At 57.5% G+C, this 26,964-nt stretch carries 26 protein-coding genes; 8 read left to right on the top strand and 18 right to left on the bottom strand.

What is annotated here, in order from left to right; translation table 11 throughout:
• Positions 1–403 precede the first annotated feature (403 nt).
• The 8 genes from glmU to L991_RS17340 all read left to right on the top strand — a co-directional run bounded on the left by glmU (position 404) and on the right by L991_RS17340 (position 10,166).
• The gene (gene glmU / locus L991_RS12140; RefSeq protein WP_197053881.1) at positions 404–1,768 is read left to right on the top strand and encodes a bifunctional UDP-N-acetylglucosamine diphosphorylase/glucosamine-1-phosphate N-acetyltransferase GlmU; all 1,365 of its coding nucleotides are present in this window, start codon (positions 404–406) and stop codon (positions 1,766–1,768) included.
• Positions 1,769–1,876: 108 nt separating this feature from the next.
• Positions 1,877–3,691 carry a hypothetical protein gene (locus L991_RS12145; RefSeq protein WP_156129072.1) on the top strand — a complete coding sequence of 605 codons (1,815 nt, stop codon included), beginning with the start codon at positions 1,877–1,879 and terminating at the stop codon, positions 3,689–3,691.
• Between the two features lie 182 nt (positions 3,692–3,873).
• The gene (locus L991_RS12150; protein ID WP_052190847.1) at positions 3,874–5,199 is read left to right on the top strand and encodes a DUF4397 domain-containing protein; all 1,326 of its coding nucleotides are present in this window, start codon (positions 3,874–3,876) and stop codon (positions 5,197–5,199) included.
• A gap of 201 nt (positions 5,200–5,400) precedes the next feature.
• Complete coding sequence (locus tag L991_RS16600) at positions 5,401–6,012, top strand: UPF0149 family protein (RefSeq protein WP_028448365.1); 612 nt, start codon at positions 5,401–5,403, stop codon at positions 6,010–6,012.
• Positions 6,013–6,154: 142 nt separating this feature from the next.
• The gene (gene ychF, locus L991_RS12160; RefSeq protein ID WP_028448366.1) at positions 6,155–7,246 is read left to right on the top strand and encodes a redox-regulated ATPase YchF; all 1,092 of its coding nucleotides are present in this window, start codon (positions 6,155–6,157) and stop codon (positions 7,244–7,246) included.
• A 73-nt stretch (positions 7,247–7,319) separates the two neighbouring features.
• Positions 7,320–7,586: an oxidative damage protection protein gene (locus L991_RS12165; protein WP_028448367.1), complete on the top strand. Its 267-nt coding sequence runs from the start codon at positions 7,320–7,322 to the stop codon at positions 7,584–7,586.
• 69 nt (positions 7,587–7,655) lie between these two features.
• Positions 7,656–9,734 (top strand): polyphosphate kinase 1, encoded by a 2,079-nt coding sequence (gene ppk1 / locus L991_RS12170; RefSeq protein WP_047395839.1) that lies wholly within the window; start codon positions 7,656–7,658, stop codon positions 9,732–9,734.
• Positions 9,735–10,010: 276 nt separating this feature from the next.
• A complete protein-coding gene (locus L991_RS17340; RefSeq protein WP_156129073.1) occupies positions 10,011–10,166 on the top strand; it encodes a hypothetical protein in 156 nt (51 codons plus the stop codon).
• 43 nt (positions 10,167–10,209) lie between these two features.
• On the opposite strand, the gene L991_RS12175 is transcribed toward L991_RS17340, so the two are convergent.
• The 18 genes from L991_RS12175 to L991_RS17780 all read right to left on the bottom strand — a co-directional run.
• Positions 10,210–11,403, bottom strand: coding sequence for a heme biosynthesis HemY N-terminal domain-containing protein (locus L991_RS12175; protein ID WP_047395842.1), 1,194 nt, complete (start codon positions 11,401–11,403; stop codon positions 10,210–10,212).
• The gene (locus L991_RS12180; protein WP_028448370.1) at positions 11,400–12,443 is read right to left on the bottom strand and encodes a uroporphyrinogen-III C-methyltransferase; all 1,044 of its coding nucleotides are present in this window, start codon (positions 12,441–12,443) and stop codon (positions 11,400–11,402) included. Before L991_RS12180 ends, L991_RS12175 begins: the two co-directional genes overlap by 4 nt.
• 10 nt (positions 12,444–12,453) lie before the next feature.
• Positions 12,454–13,224: a uroporphyrinogen-III synthase gene (locus L991_RS12185; RefSeq protein WP_047395845.1), complete on the bottom strand. Its 771-nt coding sequence runs from the start codon at positions 13,222–13,224 to the stop codon at positions 12,454–12,456.
• A complete protein-coding gene (hemC, locus tag L991_RS12190; protein WP_047395846.1) occupies positions 13,217–14,149 on the bottom strand; it encodes a hydroxymethylbilane synthase in 933 nt (310 codons plus the stop codon). Before hemC ends, L991_RS12185 begins: the two co-directional genes overlap by 8 nt.
• 93 nt (positions 14,150–14,242) lie before the next feature.
• Positions 14,243–16,333 (bottom strand): hypothetical protein, encoded by a 2,091-nt coding sequence (locus L991_RS12195; protein ID WP_047395852.1) that lies wholly within the window; start codon positions 16,331–16,333, stop codon positions 14,243–14,245.
• Between the two features lie 264 nt (positions 16,334–16,597).
• Complete coding sequence (locus L991_RS12200; protein ID WP_052190848.1) at positions 16,598–17,743, bottom strand: acyltransferase; 1,146 nt, start codon at positions 17,741–17,743, stop codon at positions 16,598–16,600.
• A 246-nt stretch (positions 17,744–17,989) separates the two neighbouring features.
• Positions 17,990–18,493, bottom strand: a complete 504-nt coding sequence (locus L991_RS12205) for a GyrI-like domain-containing protein (protein ID WP_047395855.1) — start codon at positions 18,491–18,493, stop codon at positions 17,990–17,992.
• A gap of 92 nt (positions 18,494–18,585) precedes the next feature.
• The gene (locus L991_RS12210; protein ID WP_052190849.1) at positions 18,586–19,809 is read right to left on the bottom strand and encodes a hypothetical protein; all 1,224 of its coding nucleotides are present in this window, start codon (positions 19,807–19,809) and stop codon (positions 18,586–18,588) included.
• On the bottom strand, positions 19,748–20,926 hold the full coding sequence (locus L991_RS12215) for a methanobactin export MATE transporter MbnM (protein ID WP_231550549.1): 1,179 nt from the start codon (positions 20,924–20,926) through the stop codon (positions 19,748–19,750). The genes L991_RS12210 and L991_RS12215 overlap by 62 nt, the downstream gene beginning before the upstream one ends.
• A gap of 5 nt (positions 20,927–20,931) precedes the next feature.
• Entirely contained in the window at positions 20,932–21,858 is a 927-nt protein-coding gene (locus tag L991_RS12220; protein WP_156129074.1) for an MbnP family copper-binding protein, read from the bottom strand.
• A gap of 180 nt (positions 21,859–22,038) precedes the next feature.
• Positions 22,039–22,506 (bottom strand): copper chaperone PCu(A)C, encoded by a 468-nt coding sequence (locus L991_RS12225; RefSeq protein WP_047395861.1) that lies wholly within the window; start codon positions 22,504–22,506, stop codon positions 22,039–22,041.
• Between the two features lie 46 nt (positions 22,507–22,552).
• Positions 22,553–22,936, bottom strand: a complete 384-nt coding sequence (locus tag L991_RS12230; protein ID WP_047395872.1) for a DUF2946 family protein — start codon at positions 22,934–22,936, stop codon at positions 22,553–22,555.
• A gap of 105 nt (positions 22,937–23,041) precedes the next feature.
• Positions 23,042–23,530 (bottom strand): GAF domain-containing protein, encoded by a 489-nt coding sequence (locus L991_RS12235; protein WP_047395873.1) that lies wholly within the window; start codon positions 23,528–23,530, stop codon positions 23,042–23,044.
• 172 nt (positions 23,531–23,702) lie between these two features.
• Positions 23,703–24,029 carry a hypothetical protein gene (locus tag L991_RS12240; protein ID WP_047395875.1) on the bottom strand — a complete coding sequence of 109 codons (327 nt, stop codon included), beginning with the start codon at positions 24,027–24,029 and terminating at the stop codon, positions 23,703–23,705.
• Position 24,030: 1 nt separating this feature from the next.
• On the bottom strand, positions 24,031–24,714 hold the full coding sequence (locus L991_RS12245) for a glutathione S-transferase family protein (protein WP_047395878.1): 684 nt from the start codon (positions 24,712–24,714) through the stop codon (positions 24,031–24,033).
• A gap of 122 nt (positions 24,715–24,836) precedes the next feature.
• Positions 24,837–25,631: a hypothetical protein gene (locus tag L991_RS12250; RefSeq protein ID WP_047395881.1), complete on the bottom strand. Its 795-nt coding sequence runs from the start codon at positions 25,629–25,631 to the stop codon at positions 24,837–24,839.
• Positions 25,632–25,857: 226 nt separating this feature from the next.
• Positions 25,858–26,322, bottom strand: a complete 465-nt coding sequence (locus L991_RS12255; protein ID WP_047395910.1) for a DUF2846 domain-containing protein — start codon at positions 26,320–26,322, stop codon at positions 25,858–25,860.
• Positions 26,323–26,759: 437 nt separating this feature from the next.
• A partial coding sequence (locus L991_RS17780) for a hypothetical protein (RefSeq protein ID WP_231550550.1) occupies positions 26,760–26,964 on the bottom strand: 205 nt, incomplete at its 5' end.

Here is a 26,964-nt window from a genome sequence, read left to right on the forward strand (position 1 = left end):
GCTTTGCGCGGCGGAAGTGGAAAAGCGCTGAACACCGGCAAAGCAAAGCCTCGCACAACATCCACGACAGACAACAACAAAGCGAACCGCCCGCGCCCAAGTCAGCGGCGCAAAACTAACCCCAAAACAAAGCCCAGCGCAGCTGGGCTTTGATCATTCAGGCAGGGAGTACTGTAATCGTGGCTGCTGTGAATGGATTTGCAGTGGGGGTATATGTCCAAGTTCTTTTCAATTAAAGGGATTGTGGCATATACATGCGAGTATCCTTGGCTATCCTTGGGAACTACGGCGTAGTTTTGGTTATCGATTGTGCTAATCGCACTTACAGCGTTTACCTTGCAGCATCGTCATCTAATTGCCTTTAGAATAGCGCTTATTCTGACTGAGTTATGGATCAAATCTGATGAGTTCCGTATTGAATGTGGTGATCTTGGCTGCCGGTAAAGGTACGCGCATGTACTCGAGTTTGCCGAAAGTGCTGCATAGTTTGGCCGGTAAACCGCTGGTGCAGCATGTGATTGATACGGCGCGTGGCTTGGATCCGGCCCAGCTGGTGGTGGTGTATGGTTTTGGCGGCGAACAACTGCAAAATGCTTTGGCCGGGCAGAACTTGGGCTTTGCCCTGCAGGCCGAGCAATTGGGTACTGGACATGCGCTGGCGCAGGCTGTGCCACAGTTGCAGGGGGATGTCACCCTCATGCTGTATGGCGATGTGCCACTTACTCGCTTGCAGACGCTGCAGCAATTGCTTGCCGCCAGCCAGGGTGGCAAGTTGGGGATTCTGACCGATATTCTGGATGATGCTACCGGCTATGGCCGTATCGTGCGCAATGGGGCTGGCCAGGTTACGCATATTGTCGAGCAAAAAGATTGCACGCCAGACGAAGCCGCAATCAAGGAAATGAATACCGGCATTATGGCCTTGCCCACGGCGAAGCTGGCGGGCTGGTTATCCGAGCTGAAAAATGACAATGCCCAAGGCGAATACTACGCTACCGATCTGATCGCACTGGCCGTGCGGGATGGGATTGAGATTGCGACGGTTCATCCTGCAGCGCACTGGGAGGCCGAGGGGGTAAACAATAAGCTGCAATTGGCTGCGCTGGAGCGGATTCATCAGCAAGAATTGGCGAAGCAATTATTAACGGCTGGCGTCGGTTTGGCCGACCCTGCCCGGATCGATATTCGTGGTGAAGTGCTACACGGCCAAGATGTCTTCATTGACGTGAATTGCGTGTTTGAAGGCCGCGTGGAACTAGGCCAAGGCGTGCGCATTGGTGCGAATTGCTATCTGAAAAACGTGAGCATCGCAGCAGGTGCAGTGATTCACCCTTTCTGCCATCTGGAAGAGGCCACCGTGGGCGCCGGGAGTTTGATCGGCCCGTATGCGCGCTTGCGCCCTGGTGCCGAATTGGCGGCGGAGGTGCACATTGGTAACTTTGTCGAAGTTAAAAAATCGACCATTGCACAAGGCAGTAAAGTGAATCATTTGTCGTATATCGGCGATACGACCATGGGCGCTGGCGTGAACGTTGGCGCTGGGACTATCACCGCCAATTACGACGGGGTGAATAAATTCCGCACCGTGATCGAAGACGAGGTGCGTATCGGCTCGAACAATGTCTTGGTGGCGCCGATTACCATTGGCGCGCAGGCCACCACGGCGGCAGGCTCGGTGCTTACCAAGGATGCACCAGCGGGCCAATTGACGGTGGCGCGGGCGAAGCAGGTAAGCATTGCGAATTGGCAACGGCCCACTAAAAAATGAGGTATCTGGCGCAAGGCCGCAGTAAGATTGCGGTGTAGAGATATACCACACTCGGCTCTGCCGAGTGTTTTCATTTGTAGCCTGTTTAAAGCAGCGAGGAGTAGCACAATGCAGTGGCGGACAAGTTGGGCGGTAATGGTGCTGGCTTTGGGTTTGAGCGCGTGTGGTGGGGGCGGCGGTGGCGGTGGTTCATCCACACCAACCCCGACCCCAGGCTCGACAACGATTACCGCTGATCCTGTTTCGCCGGAAGAGCCGATGCCGGTGGCCGTGAACCTGCCTTCATGGGGGGCTAAGTCGCTGCTGATTAGCGAAGTGAGCAGCAGTGGTTGGGTGGAAATCTACAACCCGAATGCGGTGCCAGTGGATGTGAGCAATGTGCTGTTGCGAACCACAAGCAACTTTGGCGCGATTACTGAATTTGCACTACCCGCGGTAACCATTGCGGCCCGCGGATATCTGGTCGTGGCCCCCCGAATGAATAGCAGTGATCAGTCCTCACGGCAAATTGCCTTTGTCGGTACTACCAACCTTTATCCCTACTGGGGGAATAATGGCTTCGTTGAGTTAGTGAGCAACGCATTTAATGCCACGGTTGATTTTGTACGGATGGGTACTTCAACGACCGCACCCAAATTTAACCCGAGCAGTGCTTGGTTGTCGCCTGGTGCCGCGCCAGCTTTGCCTAACGGCTACGGAAATTCGATCGTTCGTCCAGTGGCCAACATTGCGAATGATACTGATCTAGCCAGTGATTGGCAGGCTGTGAATTTCATTACCCCGAATGGCCCGAATGATGTTTCCGCGGCGGCCACGGACACGGATAACGATGGAATTCCGGATAGCGCCGAAGTCGCGGGCGGGACTTTTGCAGGCCTAGATTTATACAGCATGGGTGCGCGTACAGGTCAGCGCGATATTTTCCTCGAACTGGATTACATGTCGAGTAGCGATCCGGGCGTGAAGCCACGCAAAGAAGCTTTGGATAAGGTGGTGGCTGCTTTTGCTCGTCGGGGCTTTAGTTTGCATATTGATGCCGGCCCGAATATCGCCGGGTATAACTTGGGCAATAGCCAATCGGTGCTCAGCTTTAATCGTTGTCTCGATTTGGGCGAGCCAAGTGGCAGTTGTGCCAGCGTGAATGTGCTGAAAAGTAAGACTTTCGATACCCGTCGCACGCCGATTTTCCACTATGCCATTTCTGGTTACCAGGCTGGTGCGGCGTCTGGGGCGGCAGGTCTGGGTGAAGTGAATGGTAATGACTTTAATCTAACCTTGGGTTCGCTGGGGCTGAGTACAGTGAATACGGCTAGTACGAATTTGCTGATCAATCTTCAGGCCAGTACCCTGATGCATGAGCTGGGGCACAATCTGGGCTTGCTGCATGGTGGTTTTGAAGATCAGAACAGTAAGCCGAATTATCTGAGCATCATGAATTATCTTTACAGCAGTGCGGGCTTGCCGCCAGATCCACGGGGCGCAAATGCCGGTCAGCGCTGGTATTTCGATAAAGGCATGCGTGGAGTTAGCCTGTGCGGCAGCAATCCAGTAGATGCCGGCCCGTGTACTACCGACTTTATTCTCGATTATTCAGACGGTAGCTCGGCCAATCTGCTAGAGACAGGGTTGCTGGAAACCGCGCTATTGGGCCGCGGTAGTAGCAGTGCTAGCAACTATATCGACTGGAATAAAAACGGTAATCTGGATACCGGTGCGGTCAGTGCCAATATTCGCTCCGGCACTTCTGCCAGCTCCATTGCGCTGCGTGATTACGATGACTGGGGCAATCTGCGCCTGGCTTTTAGCCGTTCCATCAGCGGTGTAGCGTTGACGCGGGGCGGTACCATGCCAACGCCTGCCGGGGTTGGTCATGACCGACAGCCGGTCGCGAGTGAGCCGCCGATCGTGATTCCATTTCACTAAACACAAGCAGCCTGCGGGCTGCTTTTTTGTTGCTGTGGGCGACTTAATACTGATTGGTTGCAAAAGATACTAATCAGTAGACATTGGTACTTTCCAGTATTATTCTGTGAGCTCCAGTCCGGCCGGCTGGTTGTTTTGTCTGTTCGCGTCAAATCAATCACAGAAATACCCTGGAGAAGGTCATGAAAACACTCTCGCAATGGATGTTGCTGCTTACCGCCTGTGCCTCACTCGTGGCCTGTGGTGGCGGCTCCGATCATCCGCCGGCACAAGCCCAATTACGCGTCATTCATGCATCACCGGATGCGCCCAATGTGGATGTGTATGCTGGTGGGAATAAAGTCTTAAGCAATGTGCCCTATCAGGCGGCCAGTGGCTTGCTTACGGTTAATCCGGGCGCCCTCGCGGTGAAAGTCACCCCAACCGGTAGCAGCACTGGGGTTATCAATGCCACTCTCGATCTGAAAGCCGATACACTCACTACGGTGGTGGCCGTGAACGAAGTGGCCAAGATCGAGCCACTGGTGATTACCGAAGCGTCAGCCGCACCAGCTACCGGCAAAGCACGTTTGCGCGTAGTGCATGGTGCCGCTACGGCGCCAGCGGTGGATATCTATATCACCACCCCAGCGGCTGATCTGGCCACCACCGCTGCAACGATTCCAAATGTGGCTTTCAAAGGGGTTTCTGCGGCGCTTGAAGTAGCCCCGGCCGATTATCGTGTGCGGGTCACTGCCGCGGGCAGCAAAACCGTGGTCTTTGATTCGGGCACTCTGCCAGTGGCCGCGGGGAATGATCTGCTGGCAGTGGCGGTGCCGCAAGCTAACGGCAGTGCACCGATCAGTCTGTTGCTTGTGAGCCGCGCGAGCTCGGGCAATGTGACTCAGGTGCTGGATGTGAATGCCAAACTGCGTGTAGTCCACGCCTCACCAGATGCCCCAGCCGTGGATGTCTTGGCCAATGGCAGCGCTATTTTGAGCAATGTGCCTTTCTTTACGGCTTCGTCGTATCTGACTGTACCGGCGGCAAATTACACTGTGGCACTGAATCTGGCCGGCACGAGCACTCAGGCCTTAACCGGCAGTCTGCAATTGGCCAAGGCCAGTAACGTCACCGTTTTCGCCATGGGTTTGGCGGCGGGTAGCCCAGCGCTGCAATATCTGGTGGCCAAAGATGATGCCAGCTTGCCACCTGCAGGGCAGGCTAAAGTACGGGTGGTACACGCCTCGCCGAATGCCCCAGCCGTCGATGTCTACGCTAACGATGCACTGGTGCTGAGCAATGTGGCCTTCCCGGCGGTGGCCGATTATCTGAAAGTGCCAAGCGGCAGCTATGTGTTCAAACTGCGCGCGGCTGGTGCGGCAGCCAGCTCGGCGCCGGCCTTTACCTCGGGCGCGGTAACCGTTGATGCGGGCAAAATTTACACCGTAGTGGCGCGTGGCTTGTTGCCGAATTCGACCGGCGATAGCAGCAAAGACTTCACGCTGTCGGTGCTTGCCGACAACTAAGCCGTAGCCAGACCTTATTTTTTCAACAGCCGCGGATGCGGCTGTTGTTTTTGTTGCTGAAAGCCATGCACATTGCGGCGTGGCTTTCACGCGTGTGGCGACGCAGATGCGTATAATGGAGAACACACCACATCAAGTCAGATACCCTGCGGGGTATTGCCTTGAAAACCTTATCAAATAAAGACTCCAGGTATATACATCATGGCCAAAATGCTGGACCAAACCCTCACCGATGAAGAGCTCGATCAACTGGATCAGTTTTTATACTCGGATGCGGTGGGCAAAGATGCCATGTCGCTGTCGATGTTGCATGGCTATCTCACCGCCATTCTGATCGGCCCGGCGCAAGTGATGCCCAATGAATGGATGGCGCAAATTTGGGATAAACCCGAAGCCGTGATCTTTGCCCTGCCCGAAGCCGATAAAATGATTGATCTGGTCATGCGCCTGTATAACCAGATCGCCGACGAGCTGGCGCAAGATCCATCCACTTACGAGCCCATGCTGTATTGGGAAGACGACACGCAAGAGCATTCCAGCATCGAAGAATGGAGCCTGGGCTTCTGTTACGGCGCGGGCCTGGCTGAAGAGCAATGGCAGCCTTTGCTGGATGAAGAAGAAGGCCAGTTTATGTTCATGGCCATCATGAGCGGCTCGGACGAAGAAATGCGCGAAGATATGCAGCGCGAAGGCATTGATCTGGTATCGCACGACAACCAGATCGCCGAGCAATTGCCCGAAATGGTGCTGGAAATCCGCGATTTCTTCCGCAATCAGCAAATCAGCGCCAGCAAGCAACATCGCCTGCATTAAGCCGGCCAACGAACCGCTTAGCAAGCCGCCTTCGGGCGGCTTTTTTGCATTCGCCCGCCGTTGGCTGCACGGGCGGGCGGCTTGGGGTAAAATGGCGTTTTGATTTGATAAAACGGCGCTTTGTCCGCCGTGCAAGGATGTTATGAGCCTCAAGTGCGGTATTGTCGGCTTGCCGAATGTGGGTAAATCCACGCTGTTTAATGCCCTGACCAAGGCCGGTATCGAAGCGGCCAATTATCCGTTTTGTACCATCGAGCCGAATGTTGGCATCGTCGAAGTACCGGATCCGCGCTTGGCTGAATTGTCCAAGATCGTTAATCCACAGAAAATCCAGCCAGCCATCGTTGAGTTTGTCGACATTGCCGGTCTGGTTGCTGGCGCCTCGAAAGGTGAAGGCTTGGGCAATCAGTTCTTGGCCAATATCCGCGAAACCGACGCCATCGTGAATGTGGTGCGCTGTTTTGAAAACGATAACATCGTGCATGTGGCCGGCCGGATTGATCCGATCGACGACATCATTGTGATCGGCACCGAATTGGCGCTGGCCGATCTGAATACGGTGGAAAAAGCCATTCAGCGCGAAGGCAAAAAAGCCAAAGCCGGCGATAAAGACGCCATCGCCCAGATCAAAGTGCTGGAAAAACTGCTGCCACACCTGAATGAAGGCAAACCCGCCCGTTCGGCCGATCTGAGCGCCGAAGAAAAGCTGGCGATCAAATCACTGTGTCTGCTGACCATCAAGCCTGCCATGTACGTGGCCAATGTGGCAGAAGACGGCTTTAGCAATAATCCGCTCTTGGATAAAGTGACCGCTCACGCGCAAGCCGAAGGCGCGCCAGTGGTGGCCGTGTGTGCTGCCATTGAGAGCGAAATCGCCGAGCTGGATGATGCCGACAAGGTTGAGTTCCTCGAATCTCTGGGGCTGGAAGAGCCAGGCCTGAATCGCCTGATTCGCGCCGGCTATGATCTGCTGGGCCTGCAAACCTACTTCACCGCTGGGGTGAAAGAAGTGCGCGCCTGGACGATCCACAAAGGCGACACCGCCCCGCAAGCCGCTGGCGTGATCCACACCGATTTCGAGCGTGGTTTTATCCGTGCGCAAACCATCGCGTTTGATGATTTCATCCAGTACAAGGGTGAACAGGGTGCCAAAGAAGCCGGCAAAATGCGCGCCGAGGGCAAGGAATACGTGGTGAAAGATGGTGACGTATTGAACTTCTTGTTCAACGTTTAAGTCTGCATGCGGGATGGGGTGAATACTTGTCACCCCGATGTAACATTAATGTCATATGATCGAGGGTAGTGTAATGAGCCGCACTGTAAACTGTGTCAAACTGGGTCGAGAAGCCGAAGGTCTGGATTTCGCGCCATTGCCGGGCGAGCTGGGTAAAAAGCTCTACGACCATGTGTCTAAAGAAGCATGGCAAGCGTGGGTAAAACACCAAACCATGCTGATCAACGAAAATCGCCTGAACCTCGCTGATCCTAGCGCCCGCCGCTACCTGCAGCAGCAGCTGGAAAATTATTTCTGGGGCTCAGGAGCCGACGCAATTCAAGGTTTCGTCCCACAGTAATACCGCAACAACATTCAGGCCGCATTATGCGGCCTGTTTTGTCTTTTACCGTCGAGAAGAGCAATGCCAATGACGTACAAACCCGCTGACAATCAATTGATGCTCAATCGTGAATTGGGCCTGTTGGAATTCAACCGACGCGTGCTGGCCCAAGCCGAGGACGCACGCAATCCACTGCTGGAGCGGCTGAAATTCTTGTGCATTGTCTCAAGCAATCTCGATGAGTTTTTCGAGGTGCGGATTGCCTGGCTGAAAGAAAATATGCGCCACAATCCAACCCGCCTGCTGCCCGAAGGGCTGACGCCACATCAGGCGTTCGAGCTGGTGAGCGTTGAGGCGCATGATCTGGTTGAGCGCCAGTACCGCCTGCTGCGCGAAACCATTTTCCCGGCGCTGGAAGAAGAAGGCATTTACTTCTTCCGCCGCAGCCTGTGGAACGATGCCCAACGTGAATGGGTGCGCGATTATTTCTTCCGTGAGCTGATGCCGATTCTGACCCCCATCGGGCTGGATCCATCGCACCCGTTCCCACGCTTGTCGAACAAAATCCTGAACTTCGTGGTAGAGCTGGAAGGCCGTGATGCCTTTGGCCGCAATTCAGGGATTGCGATTGTGCAAGCGCCGCGCATTTTGCCGCGCTTTGTGAAGATGCCGGCCGAAATCGCCGGCACCGAGCATGGCTTTGTTTTCCTGTCGTCGATTATGCATGCGCACATTGATGAGCTGTTTGCTGGCATGCATGTGCTGGGCTGCTATCAATTCCGTGTGACGCGCGACTCGGACGTTGCGGTCGATGACGAAGACGTCAAAGATTTGCGCGCCGCGATTGAGGGCGAGCTCTCGCAGCGCCCTTACGGCGATGCCGTGCGACTGGAAGTGGCCGACAATTGCCCGAAACACGTGCAAGACTTCCTCTCGCAGCAATTTAATCTGCAAGACTGCGATGTGTACCGCGTCAATGGTCCCGTAAATATGGTGCGCCTGATGCAGGTACCCGATCAGGTGGATCGCCCCGATCTGAAATACCAGCCATTTATGCCCGGCCTGCCGCCAGAGCTGCGCAAACAGCCCGATTATTTCGCGGCGATTCGCCATGGCGATATTCTGCTGCACCACCCGTATCAGAGTTTTACCCCGGTGGTCGATCTGCTGCAGCAAGCCGCGCGCGATCCGGCCGTGGTAGCGATCAAGATGACTGTTTACCGTACCGGTAGCGATTCGGTATTGATGGATGCGCTGCAAGAGGCGGCCGCGCGCGGTAAAGAAGTGACCGTAGTGGTCGAGCTGATGGCCCGTTTTGATGAAGAAGCCAATATCAACTGGGCGGCCAAGCTGGAACGCGCCGGCGCCCACGTGGTGTACGGGGTGTATGGCTACAAAACCCACGCCAAGATGTTGTTGATTGTGCGGCGTGAAGAAGGGCTGCTCAAACGCTACGCCCACGTTGGCACGGGGAACTACCACCCGCGCACGGCCAAGCTCTACACCGACTTTGGCCTGTTTACTGCTAATCGCGAAATCACCAGCGATGTGAATGATGTCTTTATGCAGCTCACCGGCCTAGGCCTCGCGGGTGATCATCATCAGCTGTGGCAAGCGCCGTTTACCTTGCATAGTAAGTTCATCAGTGCCATCGACCGCGAAATCGCCCACGCGAAAGCGGGCAAAAAAGCCGTGATCATCGCCAAGATGAATGCGCTGCTGGAGCCGACGATTATCGATAAGCTGTATGAGGCATCCGGCGCGGGGGTGACGATTCACTTGGTGGTGCGTGGCGTGTGCGCGCTGCGCCCAGGTTTGCCGGGTATTTCGGAAAACATCCGCGTGCGCTCGATTGTGGGCCGCTTCCTTGAGCATCACCGCGTGTATTACTTCTTTAACGATGGCGCCGAAGATGTGTATTTGTCGAGTGCCGACTGGATGGGGCGTAATCTGTTCCGCCGCATCGAGATCGCCTTCCCGGTACTGAGCCCGAAAGTGAAGCGCCGCGTGATTCGCGAGAGCTTAAGACCATTCCTGGTCGACAATACGCAGGCATGGGAAATGCTGTCGGATGGCCGCTATCGCCGTAAATTGGCGCGCGGCGGCAAGGAGCGTTCGGCGCAAGGCTTGATGCTGGACGAGCTTACTGCTGGCCAGCGCAATTAAACTAGGGAAAGTCCTAGTTTGGCGGGGGTATTGCCCGCTGTGAATTGATGGATCAGTGCTAGAGCCTCATACCGTGATACGGTATGAGGCTTTTTACTGTTGCCATGAAAACTTGTCATCAAAAATTCAACTATTTGTAACAATGAGCTGTTACCTTACCGTCTGCTATTCGCCTGTGAGCTGTCTCTCATTCAATCAGTGGCTGACAAAAAGCAGAGCAACGTCATCAGACAAGTTGACGATCAATGGCATTCATCAATTTGGGAGGTAATACCGGTGGCCGAGACAAAAGAACTGACTCAACCCAAGCAGGTTGAACCACGCAAAAACCAGCAAACCCCGCTGGCCGAGCGGATGAAAGGCCAAAATCCGTTTGACTGGATCAAGCTTGACCAAGCCGAACAGGCACAGCAAGACCACGCCAAGTCATGAAAAAAGCCCGCATCTGCGGGCTTTTTTATTGCGGATGGCAGGTTCAAGCCTGCAGCGCCAGCGCCAAGGCCGCACGGTAATGCTGGGCGGCATCGTCATTGCGCTCTAGCTGGCCGAGTAATTCGGCCAGTTCGGCGTGCGCGGTGGCGGTTGGGTTCACGGCAATGCTGGCTTCAAAATAGCTTTGCGCCTTGCCCCACAATTCGCGCTTGCGGCACAGCCGCCCCAAGGCGAGCAGCAGCTGTTCGTCGCGCGGGTGCGCTTTGAGCCATTCTTCGGCTTTTTGCAGCTGGGCCATTTGCACGGGCAGCGCTAATTTCAGCTGGCTATAGGCCGGCAGCAATTCGCTGTTCCAGTCGGCATCCAGTGCTTTTTCCAGCGTCTCTTTGGCCAGCTCCGGTGCTTCCTGCTCGATGTAGCGCTGGGCCGCGGCTTGGGCCAGCTGCGGATGATGCTGATCGCTGCTCGGCAGCTTTTTCCACCATTCTTTCAGCTCGACCGGCGTCATTGGATGCTGGCGCAACAGTTGCAGTTGCGCGGCCACCCGAATATGGCCGGCCTGTTCTTCATCCAATGCCTCGCTTTTCGCCAGTTGTTCCACCAGCTTGAGCACGGCTTCCGGGTTTTGCTCGCGCTGGCGCAGGCGTAGCTCCAGTTTCAGTGCGTTGGTCAGTTTGGGCGCCAGCTCACGGGCGGCGGCCAAGGCCTGGGCGGCTTCGCTGTAGCGGCGCTCGTCCAGCAGCAATTCACCTTTGGTCATCAGGGTGGCGAGATGCTCATGGCCGAGGCGGGCTTTGAGCTGCTCCAGATGTTGATCACGCAGGGTGAAATCACGCATGGCGTGCGCGGCGCGGGCGGCAAGCAGACCATTCACGGCGAAGGTATCGTCTTCGCTGCTATTGGCCATCGCTTCAGCGGCCAGTTTGGCGGCGCGCTGAAAGCGACCTTCAAAAAACGCAATGCGAGCATCGCGTTCGAGTTTGACCGCTGCTTCTTTGGCTTGGGCCGCCTGATAGCGGCGCACCCGCGCTGGCAGACCGAGCAATTCAACGCCCATTTGCACCAGCAAATACACGCCGATCATACTGAGCAGCAACAGCACCACAAACACATTCAGCGAAATTTCCATGCGCCAAGGCGGCAGGAAAATCAGCGCATAACCGGTATTGAGCTGGGCAAACATGGTCAGCCCAACTGCAATGGCAAAAAGGCTAATCAGCCAGAGCAGCAGCTTCATGGTTTCACCCTTTCCGCGGTGGTGCGGGCGCTGCGGACGGCAGTCAGGCTGGCGCTCAGATCCGGTGCGGTGATGTTGAGCTGCTGGGCTTCCAGCTGCGCCAACACTTGCAGCGCGCCAGCGGTGGCGGGCATTTGCCGGTCGAAGTAGTTTTGCACATAGCCTTTCACCGCTGCGATGTCGGTACGGAAGCTGGTTTCATTCCGCTGCAGCAGGGCCGAGCGCGCACTCAGTAGCCGCAGTTTCAGGTTTTCCCGCAGGAAAAATGCTTGCTCCGGGGTGAGCAGGGCGGCTTCGGGCTTATCCATCCGGCGAATCTGGATCAATTGCTTAAATTCATGCCACAGCTCGCGCACCAGCCGTTCTGCGCTGCTTTCACCTTGCGGTGCCGGGCCCGCTTTATGCGGTTGATCGTGCCCATCGTCGATGATCAGCGGCCATTGATCCACTTTGCTGATCAGGCTGTCGAGTTTGGCGGTAATGCCCACCACATCGAGATACGGCGTGGCTTTCAGCGTATCCATATCGCGGGTAATCGCCTGGCGCACGCTGATCAGCTCCGGGCGATTCAGCCGAGCCAATTGCTGGTCGATGTTGCTCAGGCCAGTCAGGGCCAGATTCACGTCGCCGGAGAGCTGCAACTGCTGGCTGGCGAAGGTGAGCATCTGCTCCAGCTCGGCCAGGGTGTGAATCGATTCGGTGCGCGACAGCGCATCGTACATGGTGGCGAGCGACTCTTGCCGGCTGGCTGATTCGGCCAGCTGATTACCCTGCGCGGTGAGCTGCGCTTGCATTTGCTGTTGCAGGGTGGCCATTTGCTGCTGATTGGTTTTCAGCTCTTGCTGCAGTTTCTGGTTATTGGCCAGCTGGCTGGCCAGATCGCCCTTGAGCTGCTCCATGGCATTGAGTTGGTATAACCACAAAGCACCACTAGCCAGTATGGCGCCCACAGCAAGCACCAGTGCGGGCTGCGGCAGCGTACGGCGGGGGGGTACTGTCAGTGCGGCGCTGAGTGAATCGGGATTCTGATCTTGGCTCATAAGCGGTGTTTTATTCGTGGCTAAAGTGCTGGCAAATCGAAGTGGTGATGCCCAGATCACCAGCGGCAGTCAGTTCCACCCGCTGGGCACCGTGGGCTTGCAGGGCCGCCACAATGCGCGGATGCGGGGCGAAATACTGTCTTGATTGTAGCTGGTGCTGCGTTGCCTCTCCACCAATGGCGAACAAATGTTGTGCAGCTTCCGAGCTGGACACAATGACACCATCGCAGCCGGCGGCCAATTGTGTCAAGAGTTCGGCCTCTGGCCAGCGCACGCCTTGCCGCTGATAAGCGCTGATTGCGTGCAGCTGCGCCCCGCGTTCGGCTAGGGCTACGGGCAAAAGTTCACGCCCGCCATGCCCGCGAAACAGCACGACCGCCTGGCCGGCGAGATTCTGCAGGGCTGGCTCGGCCAACAGGCCCTCGCTATCAAATTGCTGTGCGGGACAGATGATGGCGCTGATGCCTAGCTCTTGAGCGCGGCGGGCGCTGCCGGGGCCCACGACCGCAGCGGGCAGCTCGGCTGGCCAGCTGAGCTGTAAATGCTGCAGGCGCTCAAAGACACAATCGAGTGCCGACGGGCTCACAAACACCGCCAGTTGAAACTGCGCCAGATTACGTAGCGCGGCATCGAGTGGTGCGGCGTCGCTGGGGGGCACAATCTCGAGCAGGGGCCACAGCAGGGTGTCGGCGCCGGCGGCAGCCAAGGCCTGCGCCAGCACCGCGGCTTGGCCTGCGGGTCTGGTGATCCACAGGCGGCGGCCGGCCAGGGCTTTAGTCATGTGCCAGCTGTTTCAAAATCGCCCGTGCGCCTTCGGTGCAAAGCAAATCGGCCACGGTGCGGCCCAAGCCATCGGCGGCGGCAAACGAGCCATTGGATTCGGCGCTTACCGACTGGCTACCATCGGGCAGGGCAATAAAGCCGCGCAAACGCAGGAAGCCGTCATCATGCGTGGCATACGCCGCCAGCGGAATCTGGCAGGAGCCATTGAGCCGGCGTGACAGCGAGCGCTCGGCCGTCACCGCGGCCGCCGTGGCCGGATGATTAAATGGTGCCAACAGCGTGGCCAGATCGGCCCGATCCGCCCGAATTTCCAGCCCTAGCGCGCCTTGGCCGGGGGCCGGCAGGCTGACTTCGGGGCTGAGCTCCGCGCGAATCCGCGCCCCAAGGCCCAAGCGTTTCAGGCCGGCCGCGGCCAGAATAATGGCATCGAATTCGCCATCATCGAGCTTGCGCAGACGGGTGTTGACATTGCCGCGCAGCGGTTTGATGGTGAGCTGTGGATAACGCAGGCGCAGCTGGCTTTCCCGGCGCAGACTGGATGTGCCAACCACGGCACCTGCCGGCAAGTCATCGAGGCTGGCATAGCGATTGGAGACAAACGCATCGCGCGGGTCTTCGCGCTCGCCAATCGCCGCCAGCGTAAAACCCTCCGGCAAGACCATGGGCACATCTTTCATCGAGTGTACGGCCAGATCGGCCCGGCCATCCAAGAGCGCTTGCTCCAGCTCCTTCACAAACAGGCCTTTGCCGCCAATTTTGTTGAGCGTGACGTCGAGAATGCGGTCGCCCTGGGTGGTCATGCCCAGGAGCTGCACTTCCAGTTGTGGATAAGTCTGTTCTAGCCAGCTTTTCACGTGTTCTGCCTGCCACAAGGCAAGCGGGCTTTCCCGGGTGGCGATCACGATCTTCTGCGGAGCGGGCATCTGGCAACCTTCTGACTGAGCAAAGAAATGCGCAGAGTCTACCATGCGCGGCAGATGGCACAAAAAGCCCTCGTCCGTGGACGAGGGTGCGGTTTAGGCTTTTTTATCCGCCGAGGGCAGATCAGGCGGGCTGAGCTCAAAATCGATCGACTCGCCGCCATAAGGCTGATCTTCCGGCAGCTTATCGACCTCAACGATCGGCTCGACGCTCACTTCCTCGATCTGGTAATCCGCCAGCTGGATTTCCAGTGGCGAGAGATCCTGCGGCGCCTCGCTGGGCTGTAGCGGGGGTAAATCCACTTTATGTTCGGCTGGCGAAGGCGTGAATTCCGGTTTCAGTAAAGAGCCATACTGCGGCGGAATGGCTTGAACGGCTTCGGCCATCGTCGACATCAGCGAGGCTTCCGGGCTCATCGGGGCGCGCAGATCAAGATCCAGCTCGGCGCTTTCCTGATGTGCGCTGGCGGCCGATTGCGCCGCGGCGATCGCAGCGCCCATGCCACCCAGCTGTTTCAGTGCTTGGCGCGGATCAGGCTGTGCATCGGGCAGGCGGATATACAGCGGGTTTTCCGGGTCGAGTTTGGCACCAATGTTCCGCACTAATTCCCAGTCCGCATCATCCGGGCTGATGGCGCGCAGATTTTGCGCCAGCTGCGCGTATTCGGTTTTCATGCCTTGCTGGCGGAACAGGCGGAACAGCATCAGCCAGCGCTCGATATCGCTAGGGTCTTCATCAATCAGGCGATACAACAGATCGATCGCCTCTAGTGTTTCACCTTTGGCGATCAGTAGCTGTGCTTTGGCCAGATCGTTTTCTAGCTCTTCCTGCACTTCGATCCCATGCGCATTGGGCGTGCCGCCTGGGTGCAGCATCGACAGCATGGTGTGGCGGGACAAAGCTTCACTTTGTAGCCCTGCCACCGGGCGCACTTGATATTGGCTAGCCATATGCTGGCTCAGATTGTCGTCATGCCAATTGGTTTGGCTCTCTTGCCGGCGGCGTTGCCATTTCAGGCCCGCCACCCCGGCGAGCGCTAGCGCGGCCAAACCAAAGCCGCCCCACAGCCAGAAGCCGGTATCTTGTGCTGGCGCCTCGGTATGGCGCACGGCACTGGCGACTTGCGGGGCGCTCGTGGCGCTGTTCGTGGTTGTAGCCGCTACGCTGGTGCTGGCACTTGCGATTGTCTCGGCGTTGCTGGCGGCTAGGCTAGCCGTAGCATTTGCTGGCGCGCTGGCCATGAGCGGGGCTGGGCTTGCCGAGGTCGGGTTGATCTGTGCCAGCCGCTGATTCAGTTGGGTGATTTCCAGCTGCATTTTGCCTTGCAGCTCGGTGAGTTGGGCGACTCGTTGTTCCAGTTCCCGCGTGTATTCGGCTCCGCTCACGGGTTTAGTCTTGGCCGGCGCTAAGGGCTCGGCCCCATCCAGACGTAATTGGCCCGTTTCCATTTTGGCCACGGGGGGCGCGGTTTTGCGGGTTGAGCGTAGTTTGTCGGGAATAAGCACTGGCGTGCCCGCCGCAATTGGCGTGTCGGCGCCAAATTGCGGGTTGGCGCTGATTAGCTTATTCAAATAGCGCGGATATTGCGGGGTGCCAATTGGGTAATAGCGCTTGGTCAGCTCGGCCAGCGTGGTCGGCTTTTTACTGATCAAGGTTTGTGGGTCACGGCTTGGTAGCTCGGCTGGGGCCGGATTAACCGGTTTGAAGCTGCGCTCGCTGCGTGGCATTTGTGGGGCACGCGCTTGGGCCGTGCTCGGTTCGACCTGTGGGGCGACATTCAGAAAAGCCGTAAACGCGCGTGATAATTGCATGCCATTGCATTCCACCCGCAGCCCAAATGCCACGGTGGGCTCCCCGATCAGCTGATGCGTGCTGATCTGAATAATGCCCTGACTTTCGCCGCGGGCAATCACATTCACCTGTGGTGCGGGTAGCCCGGGTAAATCATTGGTCGGTTGGGTGAGGGTCAGGCAATCCAGATGCAGCTGCTCGCCCGGGCTGACCTTGTAGCTGACGGCGCCGCGAAAGGGCTGTCCCACATAGGATTGCAATTCCAGATCGCCCAAGGTGAGGGCATGTGCAGCAGGGGTCAGCAGGCCGATCAGGGCCAAACTGACAGATAATCGACGGGCAAAACCGGGTGTGGGCGTGCGCATAGGCAAATAAGCGTGAATGGCGTAGGGCATGGTGGCTTTATACCAGAATTAATCTGTGTATGACACAGAAATGCCATGAATTGAAAGCGTAGTGCAATCTAAATTATTAAATGATGATGCACTGATTTGCCAAGTTTTTTTGATTAATTATTCAATTAATTGGGCGAATTAAATGCAATTCCCCCGCATTGAGGCGGGGGAAGCTAAATGTCATAAAGTGCTGGCGGGGTATCTGCTTGCGAGGCTTTAAATGATTGGTCTGTGGATAGATACCCGATGGCGTATCGGCCTTAATTAGGCGCGGCTAGCGGCCATGGCTAATTCGCCGCTGGTGCTGGCTTGGCGGCGACGCAAGCGTTTACCCAGTGCAATGCCGGGCTGTTCAATCCAGCGATGGGTGTAGCTGGAAAACAGCAAAATCCCGGCCACCAGCGCCAGCAGCAATACTTGATTGCCCAGCCAGCTACCAGTATGCCAAAAGGCCACGCCGCGGTTTTCCCAATCCCAGTGGGGCAGATAGCGGCTGATCAGCATGCCCACGCCAAACAGGAGCACAAAATGCGTGAGATAGACCGAATACGACCACTCGCCCAGCCGCACCAGCCACGGGTGGCGCAGCCAGCTGGAAATCTGCCCGCGCTCGCTGGCAAATACCAGAATCGCCAGCGCAAAGCCCCAGCCGGCCCAAAAGCTTTTGTGTGGATAATTAAAGGTGATCATCGCGAACAAACCGAGCAGCATGGTCGCTTCCAGCGCGGTAGCCAGCGAGCGGCGCAGCGGGATGGGCGCTAGCCGCTGCTGCAGGCCATGCAGCAAGGCGCCGAGAAAGAAGCAGCTTAAGCCGCGCAGCCCCGGGCTGGTGGCCACTTGGGTGGGTAAAATCCACGCGCCTATGCTGCAACACACGACCATGGCGGCAAACCACCACCGTTGGCGCTGGCCGCTCAGGCATAACACCAGCGCAAACAGTACATATAAGTAGTATTCGATACTGATGCTCCAGGCCGGCCCGTTGAACGAGAACAGCAACCCCTGCGGCAGCCAGGCGTGCACCAGGAACAAGTTATACAGCCCTTGCTCGACCATCTCCCGGCTCCAGAACAGCTCGTCCAGCTGCTGCCAAGGCGCGTCGTACAGCAGCGGGCGCAGATACAGCAGGCTGCAAATCAACGCGAACATCGCCAGATGCAGCGGCAAAATACGGCAGGAACGGCTGAGCATAAAATCGCCCCATTCCCGCCAGCGCAGCGGGCGGCGGGTATAGCGATGGGCGAGGACAAAACCGCTTAAGACGAAGAAAAATTCCACCAATAGCCCGGCAGAGCGAAAGTAGCCCCACTGCGCGGGGCTTTGCCAGATATGGATATGAAACAGCACCACCGACAGGGCGCACAGGCCGCGGAAGCTATCGAGCACAACAAAACGGGATTGGGCAGACATCAGCAATCAGATCAGTAAAACGCAGCGCCACTGCACCGCTGTGCGCGCATTGTAGGCGTAAGCTCGGGCGCTGGCGATAGGGGCAAAGCGCCGGCGGGCGAAAAATGGCTGAATGGGCAGCGCCACGCCGGAATGGCCAACCATACACCTGGCGGTATATTCTGAAAGGCTCTATGAATCAAGGCTTAGGGCCTTATACCCTGGTGATGGTCGGTTTGCTAATGTTTGGCGGCTGCTCGCCACGGGCTAGCTAAGCAGCGGCTCAACCGGCAGCCATAATTCCAGCGTGCCTGCCGTATCAAAGCGCGCATCGTAAAACTCAAAATCCGGGCCGGCCGCGCGTTGTAATTGCTGGCTGGGCAGCCATGCCGTCAGGCCTTCCCAGCCCGCCATAATCGCACTGGTGAGCTCGCCCGCTTCGGTCGGGGGCTCGGTTTGCCACACCGCATAGCGCCCGGCGGGTAATTGCAGGGCACGATAGCCGGCAGGCGCTGCCGGCGCCTGCGCGCTCACTTCGGCGCCGAGCAGATAATGAAACTGCTCCGCCACGCACGACAGATCATGCACCACGCCAAACAGTGGCAGCGGGCTGCTCACCCGGTGCGGTAGGCCAATCAGGCTACCGTTCTCGATGGCGCGCTGCCAGGCGCGCGGAATATCGCGAAAACAGCGCCCCTCGCGCCGGGTGGTGATCAGATCGATGCCGTGCAACAGCGCGCCGGGGAAATCGACCAAACGTACATGATCCATCATGCTCTCCCTGTAGGTCTAACAGCTTGCGCCCGCCTGACGAGCTTTGGCAAGCCGTCAGGCCCACAGGTCGTGCCGATGCTACGCTGTGCTTACCAGCTACCGTGCCAGAGATCCGCCAATTGCCAGCTGGCACGTAGCGCCAGATAGCGGTTGTCTTGCCCGTGGTGCTGTTCCTGCCCAGCCTCTAGCGCAATCAGCGTGCTGCGGTGCGGGCGCCAGCCCAGCATCAGGCTATAGCGTTCGCCACCCTCATTGGGGCTGAGCCGCGCCTGTTGGGCCAGCAATTGGGCCGCGTAGCCGCGCAGCTCATTATTGCCTTGCAGCCATTCATAGCGGGCGGCGATTTCCCATTGCGGCGTGAACTGCCAGCGTGGCTCTAGCCAGCCTCCCCAGCTGCGGCTGTCGTAGGCCGCTTCGCTGGTGCTGGAGCGCAAGGTGCCACGCTCCTGACGCCAAGCGCCTGCGGCGCGGATACTCAGTGCTGGCCATGGGCTTTGCCAGGCGAGGCTGGCGCCCAGCAGATCGGTATCGCCGGCATAGCAGACCACATTGCGTTTGACCGGCGCACAGCTGCTGCTGTCATGGCTGTGGCCGGCGCTGGTTTGCTGTGCGCTGCTTTGTCGCTGAGTGCTGCTCAGGCGGCTGGCAAAGACGCTGATTTGCCAATCGGCATTGCGGGTTTCCAATTGCAGTACCGGGAAGGTGCCGCTCTCTTGGCCCAGTGGATATTCCGTTTGCCGCCAGGCACTCAGGGTGATGCCACTGTGCCAGCTACCCGTGTCGCCGCGCCAGCTTAGCTGCCCGCCATTGGCAATCCAGTCGCCGCCCAAAAAGGCCTGCTTCACCAGTGGCATGAGCATAAAACGATCCAGATGGCCGGCTTGCTGCCACACTGCGCCGATCGGGACGCTATTGCGGCCAAGGCCCAGGGTGAGGTCTTGCCCTTGCCAGTGCGGCTCGATTTGCAGCCAGGCGCTTTCCCAATGCATTTCATCCTGATCATGCCAGCCCACGCCAACTTCAGCGCCCAGCCAGTCATTGATCCGCACTCCGGCATTGACTGCGCCGTGCTCCAGACGCCAGCCTTGGCCATCGTGCGGCACATCCCCCGTGCCGAGCACACCAGATACAGGCTGGGCCGGATATTGTGCATCGCTATAGGCCACGCCCAGTGCCGCACCGAGTTGCCAGCCGGGTTCTGCGGGAATTGTGCCGTGCTCACTATCATGGGCCCAGCTTAGGCTGGCTAGGCTAAGGCTGAGCAGGCTGAGTAAACGGATTGGCCAGTTTTGGGTTGGTAAGTAGCGTGTCATCGGTCAGGGTCTTCAGAAAAGCCACCAAGTCGGCGACTTCTTGTGGCGTGAGAGAAATATTGTTGATGAGTGGATCTTTGTACGGGTTGGCGCGTCCATCGCCGGCATGTGGGCCAGTGAGAATATTGCGTCCGCCTGCGGCATAAGTGGCGACGACCTCTTCCAGTGTGGCGATGCTGCCGTCGTGCATATACGGTGCAGTCACCGCGACATTGCGCAAGCTGGGCGCGCGAAATTGCCCCATATTGCGCAGCAAGCCGCTTAATTCGAACACGCCGCGATTGGGTTCGGGGTAAGCGCCGTGACCATCGATGTTGTAGAGGCCCGAATTGTGAAATGGGGTTTCTACCTGGGTTGAGGCCGCGTGAATGATCTGGTCGTTAAAGTTGAAACTGCCGTGGCAGTGGAAACATTCGGCTTTTTCGCCATTAAACAGATTCATGCCGCGCAACTCGGCATCATTAAAACTAGCCTTGCCCGCCAGATATTGGTCATAGCGGCTATTGCCCGACAAAATCGAACGCTGAAAACTGGCAATCGCGCGAATGAGGTTAATCCAGCTCACAGGCTCGGCTTCGCCTGGATAAGCAGCTTTAAACTTGGCCTGATAATCGCTATTGCTACTGAAACGGGCTAGTACGGTGGCTTTATTCGCATCATTAATGCCCATTTCCACCGGGTGCTCGCCAAATAGTGGTACTTCCATTTGCCGTTCTAGTGACACCAGGGCCGGATTCGCCCAAGTGAGGGTCGGGCTATACACCACATTGGCTAGGCCTTGTGCATTGCGTGCCGTCAGCTCGCCCGTTGAGCCCACCGACACCGCGCGGCCATCGGTAAAGGCCTTGTCCTGCTGGTGACAGCTAGCGCACGATTGTGTGCCGTTGCCAGATAAACGCACATCATAAAAAAGGTGCCGCCCCAGCTCGACCTTGGCGGCGCTCATGGGATTATCGGCCGGTACTTTCGGGGCAGGGAAAAAGGCCGGCAGTGCCCAGCTAAAGCTGCCGGAATTCGGAATCACCTCGGTGATTTTGGTTTCGCCGCCACCGCCACAACTGACCAGGGCCACGGCCCCGGTCAGTGCAGCGAGCGTACGGATAAGTGCTCGCTGCATCATGGTTATTTCGCTTCCACCCGGAACAATTGCTGGCCATCGCCACCATTGATGCTGGTGCCGGCGTTCAGATCAATTTTCAGTGCACTGAAGATCGCTGGGCACTCTGGATCGGTTTTACCAGACATGCAGCCAGGGGCGCCGCCACCATTGATCATCACATTGGATGTCGCCAGTAGCGTCTGCAGATCAATCACCACGTTTTGGGTGGCGGGATTAAAACTGCTGAGCTTCACATCCATGCGGTTGCTGCTGGTACACGTGGTGGTGGCGCCAGTAGCCGGGTTACCGGTACAACCGGTCGAGCCCAAGTGCACCATAAAGGTTTTGGCGGTCCAGCTGCCAGCGACGCCTTGTGGATCGGTGACTTCGATCTTGGCGAATTTACGGCCCGACTGCCATGACCAAGCCATGGCTTGCACATTCATCGGGGCGCTGGCCGTCGCGTAATCGGTATGGTTCAGGCTGCTTGGTACACCAACCGTCATTTTCAGCCCGGTGTAGCTGCCCGCTGGCACTTCACCACTGACTTTGGCATTGGTGGCGCTGGTGCCACCGCTACAACTGCCGGTGCCATCTTCCAGATCGATCAGCGCGACTTCGCTGTTTTGCCATTCATTGCTGGCCAGTTTCAGTGGCACTTCGCGGTTATCTGCGGTTAGCAGCACCACATTGGATAGATACAGGCGCAAATCTTGCAGCTGGGCCGCAGTGCTTGGATTGCCCAGGCTGGTGATTGGCGTGCCGCATTTCACGGCTTCGGTGCCCGCCTTGGCCACAAACTGGATATTCACGGCCTGGGGTGCCGGTGTAGGGGCTGCGGTTGGTACGGGCGTTGGGGTGGCAACAGGCGCTGTGTCGCCGGCTCCACCGCAAGCTGAGAGCAAAGCGATCAGGCCCAGTGAGACTGCAAGTGTAGTTTTTTTCATCATTTAATCGACTCATCAATGCACGGTCTGGCTTGCATGGGCAAGAGAAAAGACCGTGGTGGAAATCGGGCCGCAACGGCCACCGGCGAACACAGGCCCGCCTAATGGCGGCCGTGCCAACCCACTTGGCGCAGCTGCATGGCAGCTGGGCACATTCGGTGAGGTCAGGCGCGCAGCGGCGGATTAGTGACCTTGGTGTTCGGCTGGAGAAACGTGGTATTGGGCGTCTTCGACCTTGATGTCCACCTTGACGCTACCCGCCTTGGCAAAATTCAGCGTCAGTGGAAAACGGCTGCCAGCTTTCAGCGGCTGCTGCACGCCAAAGAGCATCAGGTGAAAGCTGCCCGGAATCAGCTTGGTGACACTGCCCTTGGGCAGGGGCAGCGTTTCGATCTGCCGCATTTGCATCACACCGTTGTTCATCCGCATTTCGTGCAGCTCGGTTTTGCTGGCGATGGGGGTACTGGCGCTCAGCAGCTGATCATCTGCCGCGCTGTGAATGACCATGAAGACACCGTCGGTCGTGGCGGTGGCCACGGTTTCGCGTGCCCACGGGTGTTTGATTTCCAGCTCGCCCGCGCGATATTCGTGAGCCAGAGCCGAGATAGACAGGCACAGCAATGCCGCGCCCAAGCGCAATTTCTTATGCATTACACATTCATCCAATGAGAGGTTTGGTGGGGGTATGTCTAGCTAATCAAACCAAATCAATGGGTGGGGCGTGACTCAGGGGGAGGGTATATGAAGGGGTCGGTATAAAAGCGCCGTGCTGTTCCAGCAGTCGGAACCAGCTGCTGTGCTCTTGAACAGGCGGCAAAACCGACGGCGCAGGTGGCGGCGCCAACAGGTGGAAAGCCCCAGCCAGACACACCGGGCACTGCATGACTCCCATTTTGAACGGGGCTGCAGGTGCGTTGCCGGATGAATCGACGGGCGCTGTACGACAGATCACCAGATCACGGAAGGCCGCGTCGCGACTTTCCATTTGCGCCGCGTGCGCAAACGGCAGCAGCAATTGCATCACCATCGCCAAGAAGGCGAGGCAGGCAACACTACTTGAGCGGAAGCGGCGCAAAGACATGATGAGCTAAATGGAAAAAACCGCCGTGATTGTAAGCCAATGGCATGTGGCGTCAATCAAAACGCAGTGCAGTACATTACTTAACCACAAAACTGATATGGTTATTTAAAGCCGCGGTGGATCAGTGTGGGCGATCAACACCGCCAGTAGCATCTGCAGGCCATCCGCGTCGGCGGGGCTAAAGCGGTTTAACACCGGGCTATCCACATCAAATACGCCCCACAAGACGCCATCGGCCTCTACCGGCAAGACAATCTCGGCGCGCGAAGCGCTATCGCAAGCGATATGGCCGGGGAAAGCCTCTACATCGGGCACCAGCTGGGTTTGGCGCGTCGCTACGGCGGTGCCACATACCCCACGGCCAAACGGGATATGCACACACGCCACCTGCCCCTGAAACGGCCCGAGTCGCAATTGCTTATCCACCGCCAGATAAAACCCTGCCCAATTGAGCTCGGCCAAGGTTTGAAATACAAACGCCGAAAACTGCGCCGCATTGGTCACAAAATCGCGCTCGCCGGCCAGCAAGCTGGCTAGCTGTCGCGCCAGCGCGGGGTAATCGGGGGTGAGGCTACGGGCGTCGGTGCTAAACATGGCAATCCTCAAGGTAGGTCATGCTCTACATCATGCGACCCCAGCGCCGGCTGGGCTATTGGGGCAAACACGATGAATGACAATACGAGTTTAGCTTTGAGGGTATGTCCGAAAATGCCTTATTGATATTGGTTTGTAATGGTATACCCATGCGGGTATTGGCGATGTTGGCTTAGTAAACCAGCGCCAGCGCACCCATCCCCAAGCCCACCCAGCAGGCCCAGCCCAGCGCGATCAATTCTAAAATCCAGGCCCGATTTCGTCTTTCCTGCCCCTTTGCCCGCCAGAACAAAAACACTGCACTGGCCGAGCAGAGCAAGGCCAAGCTTGCGCTACAGACGAGGGCGCCCAACAGCAGAAGGCCGCAGCCTTTGCCGCCTTGCGCCGCCAGTTGCTGGCTAAAGCGGAGCGTTTGCCAATGATAGAAAGCCCATGGCGCGACGACTGAGGCGAGGCCCAGCCAGCGCGCGTAGGCTGTTGCTGGGCGCCAGTACGGCATGTTAGTTGGTGCGTAAATCGCGCACCACGCGACCGGTGGCGCGGATTTCGGTTTCGTGGCTTTCTTCTGTCCAGGGCTCGGCCAGTGCCTCGTTGAGCCATTGCTGTAGCGCCGGCAAGGCCAGCAAACGCTCGGCGTAGGCCGCTGCAGCGCTCGGTAGTGGTAATTGATAAGCACGCACCCGGATCGCCACAGGCGCAAAAAACGCATCCACCGCGCTGAATTGATCCCCAGCCAGAAATGGCCCACCAAAGCGGCTAAGGCCCTCTTGCCACAAGGCCGCGATGCGGTCCAGATCGCGCTGCAAAGCTTCATCCAGCGTATAGCGCTCGATAATCAAACCGCAATGCATGCCACATTGCTGGCGCAGGGCGCCAAAACCGGAATGCATTTCGGCCGCAGCACAGCGTGCCCAAGTGCGCGCCGCTTCGTCCGCCGGCCATACGCCGGGATGGCGTTCTGCCAGATATTCGATAATCGCCAGCGAATCCCACACGGTTTGCGTGCCGGCTTGCAGGCAAGGCACTTTGCCCGTGGGCGAGAATCGCAGAAATTGTAGTTGGCGATCACCCGCCCCAAACAGCACTAGCGTTTCGGTAAAGGGAATCTGCAGGGTTTTCAGTAGCAGCCAAGGTCGCAGTGACCAGGATGAATACAGTTTATTGGCGATAAACAGCTGGTACATGACGACTCCAGAGCGAGAGGGAATCTTGATTATTTCCCTGCCTTGAAGGGGGTGCAAGCGCGGTGGGGTGGCCAGATGTAACCAGCTGTAGCTGTGGCCGGCAGATCAGCCGGCCGGGGGCATTACTTGCTACCTTCGAAATACAGGCCTTGAGTTTTGGTCGCATTGGCGCCAAAGGCCACCAGTTTATTGCGGAATGGCTCTTTAAAGGCAATACCGGTCACTGTTTGGCCGTTGAGCACACAACCGCTGGGATTAAACGTTAAGGTGAAAGTGAATGCATTCATTTTGGTGCTTGGGGTCAGTTGACCGCTAAAGCGGCAGCTGGTGACCGCATTATCAACAATCGATCCGTCGCTCAGCACTTTAAAGCCATCGGGGACATTCAGATAGGTTGTCCCAGCGCCTGCATAGCTTTTGCCAGTGTAGGTGCCGACCACATCGCTGATTTTTGCTGGGGTGCTGCCCACCGCATTCAAGGTCAGGCCCGAGCTAGCGCCTGTTTCACGGAGTGTTAAGCCCTGGCTCGATACCGCCCCGCTGAGGCTGAGGCTACTTAATGTCATGCTGGCGAGCGGGTCGGCTTCAAAGGTGGATGAGAACGAAAGGCTTTGGTTCGCGTAGTTATAGTTGGTGATATTCAGATCATTCAGCGTGCCATTGCTCCAGGCCAGAGTAATGGCTGTCCCGTTTTCCAGCAGCACCGCTGCTGTTTCTTCCAGCGAATTACCGTTGCTTGCATCGGTATGGCTCTCTTTCCAGATGCCTTGGGCTGTCACGGGTGCTGGCGTTGCGGTCGGCGCGGCGGTTGGTGTCGGGGTGTTGGCTGGTGTGATGGCATCACCACCTGCACCACCGCAGGCAGTTAGCATGGCGCTCAAGAGGCTGGCAGTCAAAACTACTTTTTTACTCGACATGATGGGTATAACTTGGTGTTGAAGAAAGAAAAGAGCCGGAATTTTGCCAAGGACTGACAGTATTAGCAAATGATTATGCGCAAGGAATAGTCAGATTGTTAGGCTGCGCACAGGGCAGTGGGGCGCTCGCCAAGCGCGAGGCCAGGCCAAGGCAGGGCCCGCTTGGCAGGCAAAGAAAAACCGCCACAGCGGGCGGTTTTGGGGATGTGCGTAGCGTAGCCGCCGATTACTGTTTAGGGCTGCATTTACCTGTCTTGGCCAGATTCAGCTGTGCCACATCAGCCTTGCCTTGTTCTTCAGGAATTTGCTCCAGCCCCGCGCCACCGACAAAAACGCCCATCTTGATGTATTGGCGAACAAAATAGTGTTTGCCGGCTTCAGAGGTCAACTCCAGCGTATTGGCCGAAAACTCTGATTCGGTATCAATTTTATGCGTTTTACCGCCGTCGACTTCGGTATAAAAGAACACATGTGGCGCGGATTCACCCAAGCATTGGCCGTCTACCCACAGGCTCTTTTTCAGCGCTGCGCCAAAGCTGCTATTGCGATAGACATAAATCCCCGCTTTGCCTGCGCTAGGGGCTTTAAAGGTTTTGGCCTGCTCCGAATCGGCTTTCGGCGCCATATCCACGGAGGCGCAGCCGGTGATGAGCACGGTGGCGATCAGGGCAAGGGTAGTTGTGAGTTTCATGATGTCTAATTCTTCTTTTTGGCAATCATGGCGTGCAATACGGCTTGATTGACGCGCAATGATCAATGCGAGGAAATCGGCGGGCGAAGCCGCCAGCAGCCGATACTAGGCGCCGTTTTGTGGCGAAGATCGGTGTAAGAATGGTACTACGCAGTGCCGCGGGCTGGTACTTTGGCGCGCGGCATTGCATCGGCGTGCAACAAATTGGTTTATCTGTGCGCTTCTAGCTTGCTGGGGGTATGTACCCTGAAGCATTGTGGATAATTGTGCATGAGCCAATACCATGACGGGTATATTGATCGGCTTGCGTCTAGCCTGCAGTCGCAGGCGGATAGCCGACTGTTTCGCCGTCCTGACTAGCTTGGTTTTATGCGGCTGCGCCGTGATGATGGAATGCGCGGTCCGCCGCGCGGGTAGGTTGGGGGCTTTCCTGAACCTCAGGCATGGCCTGCTGGCGCAGGCGGTGAACCGGCGGTTTCGCCCGCCGGACGAGCTAGGGGCGAGTCTTGCTTCGCCCCTAGCAACCCGCGCGCGCCCGATCGCCGCGAAACCCCGTCCGTCCAGCGCTTGGCAAGGCGCCGCAAAACTCGCTGCGCGCTAGCGTCGCGCAGCTCAAACAGGTTGCGGCTTAAAACCTTGCCA

Origin of the sequence: Chitinibacter sp. ZOR0017 (assembly GCF_000799095.1) — a bacterium.
In the GTDB taxonomy this organism is placed as follows: Bacteria; Pseudomonadota; Gammaproteobacteria; order Burkholderiales; family Chitinibacteraceae; genus Chitinibacter; species Chitinibacter tainanensis.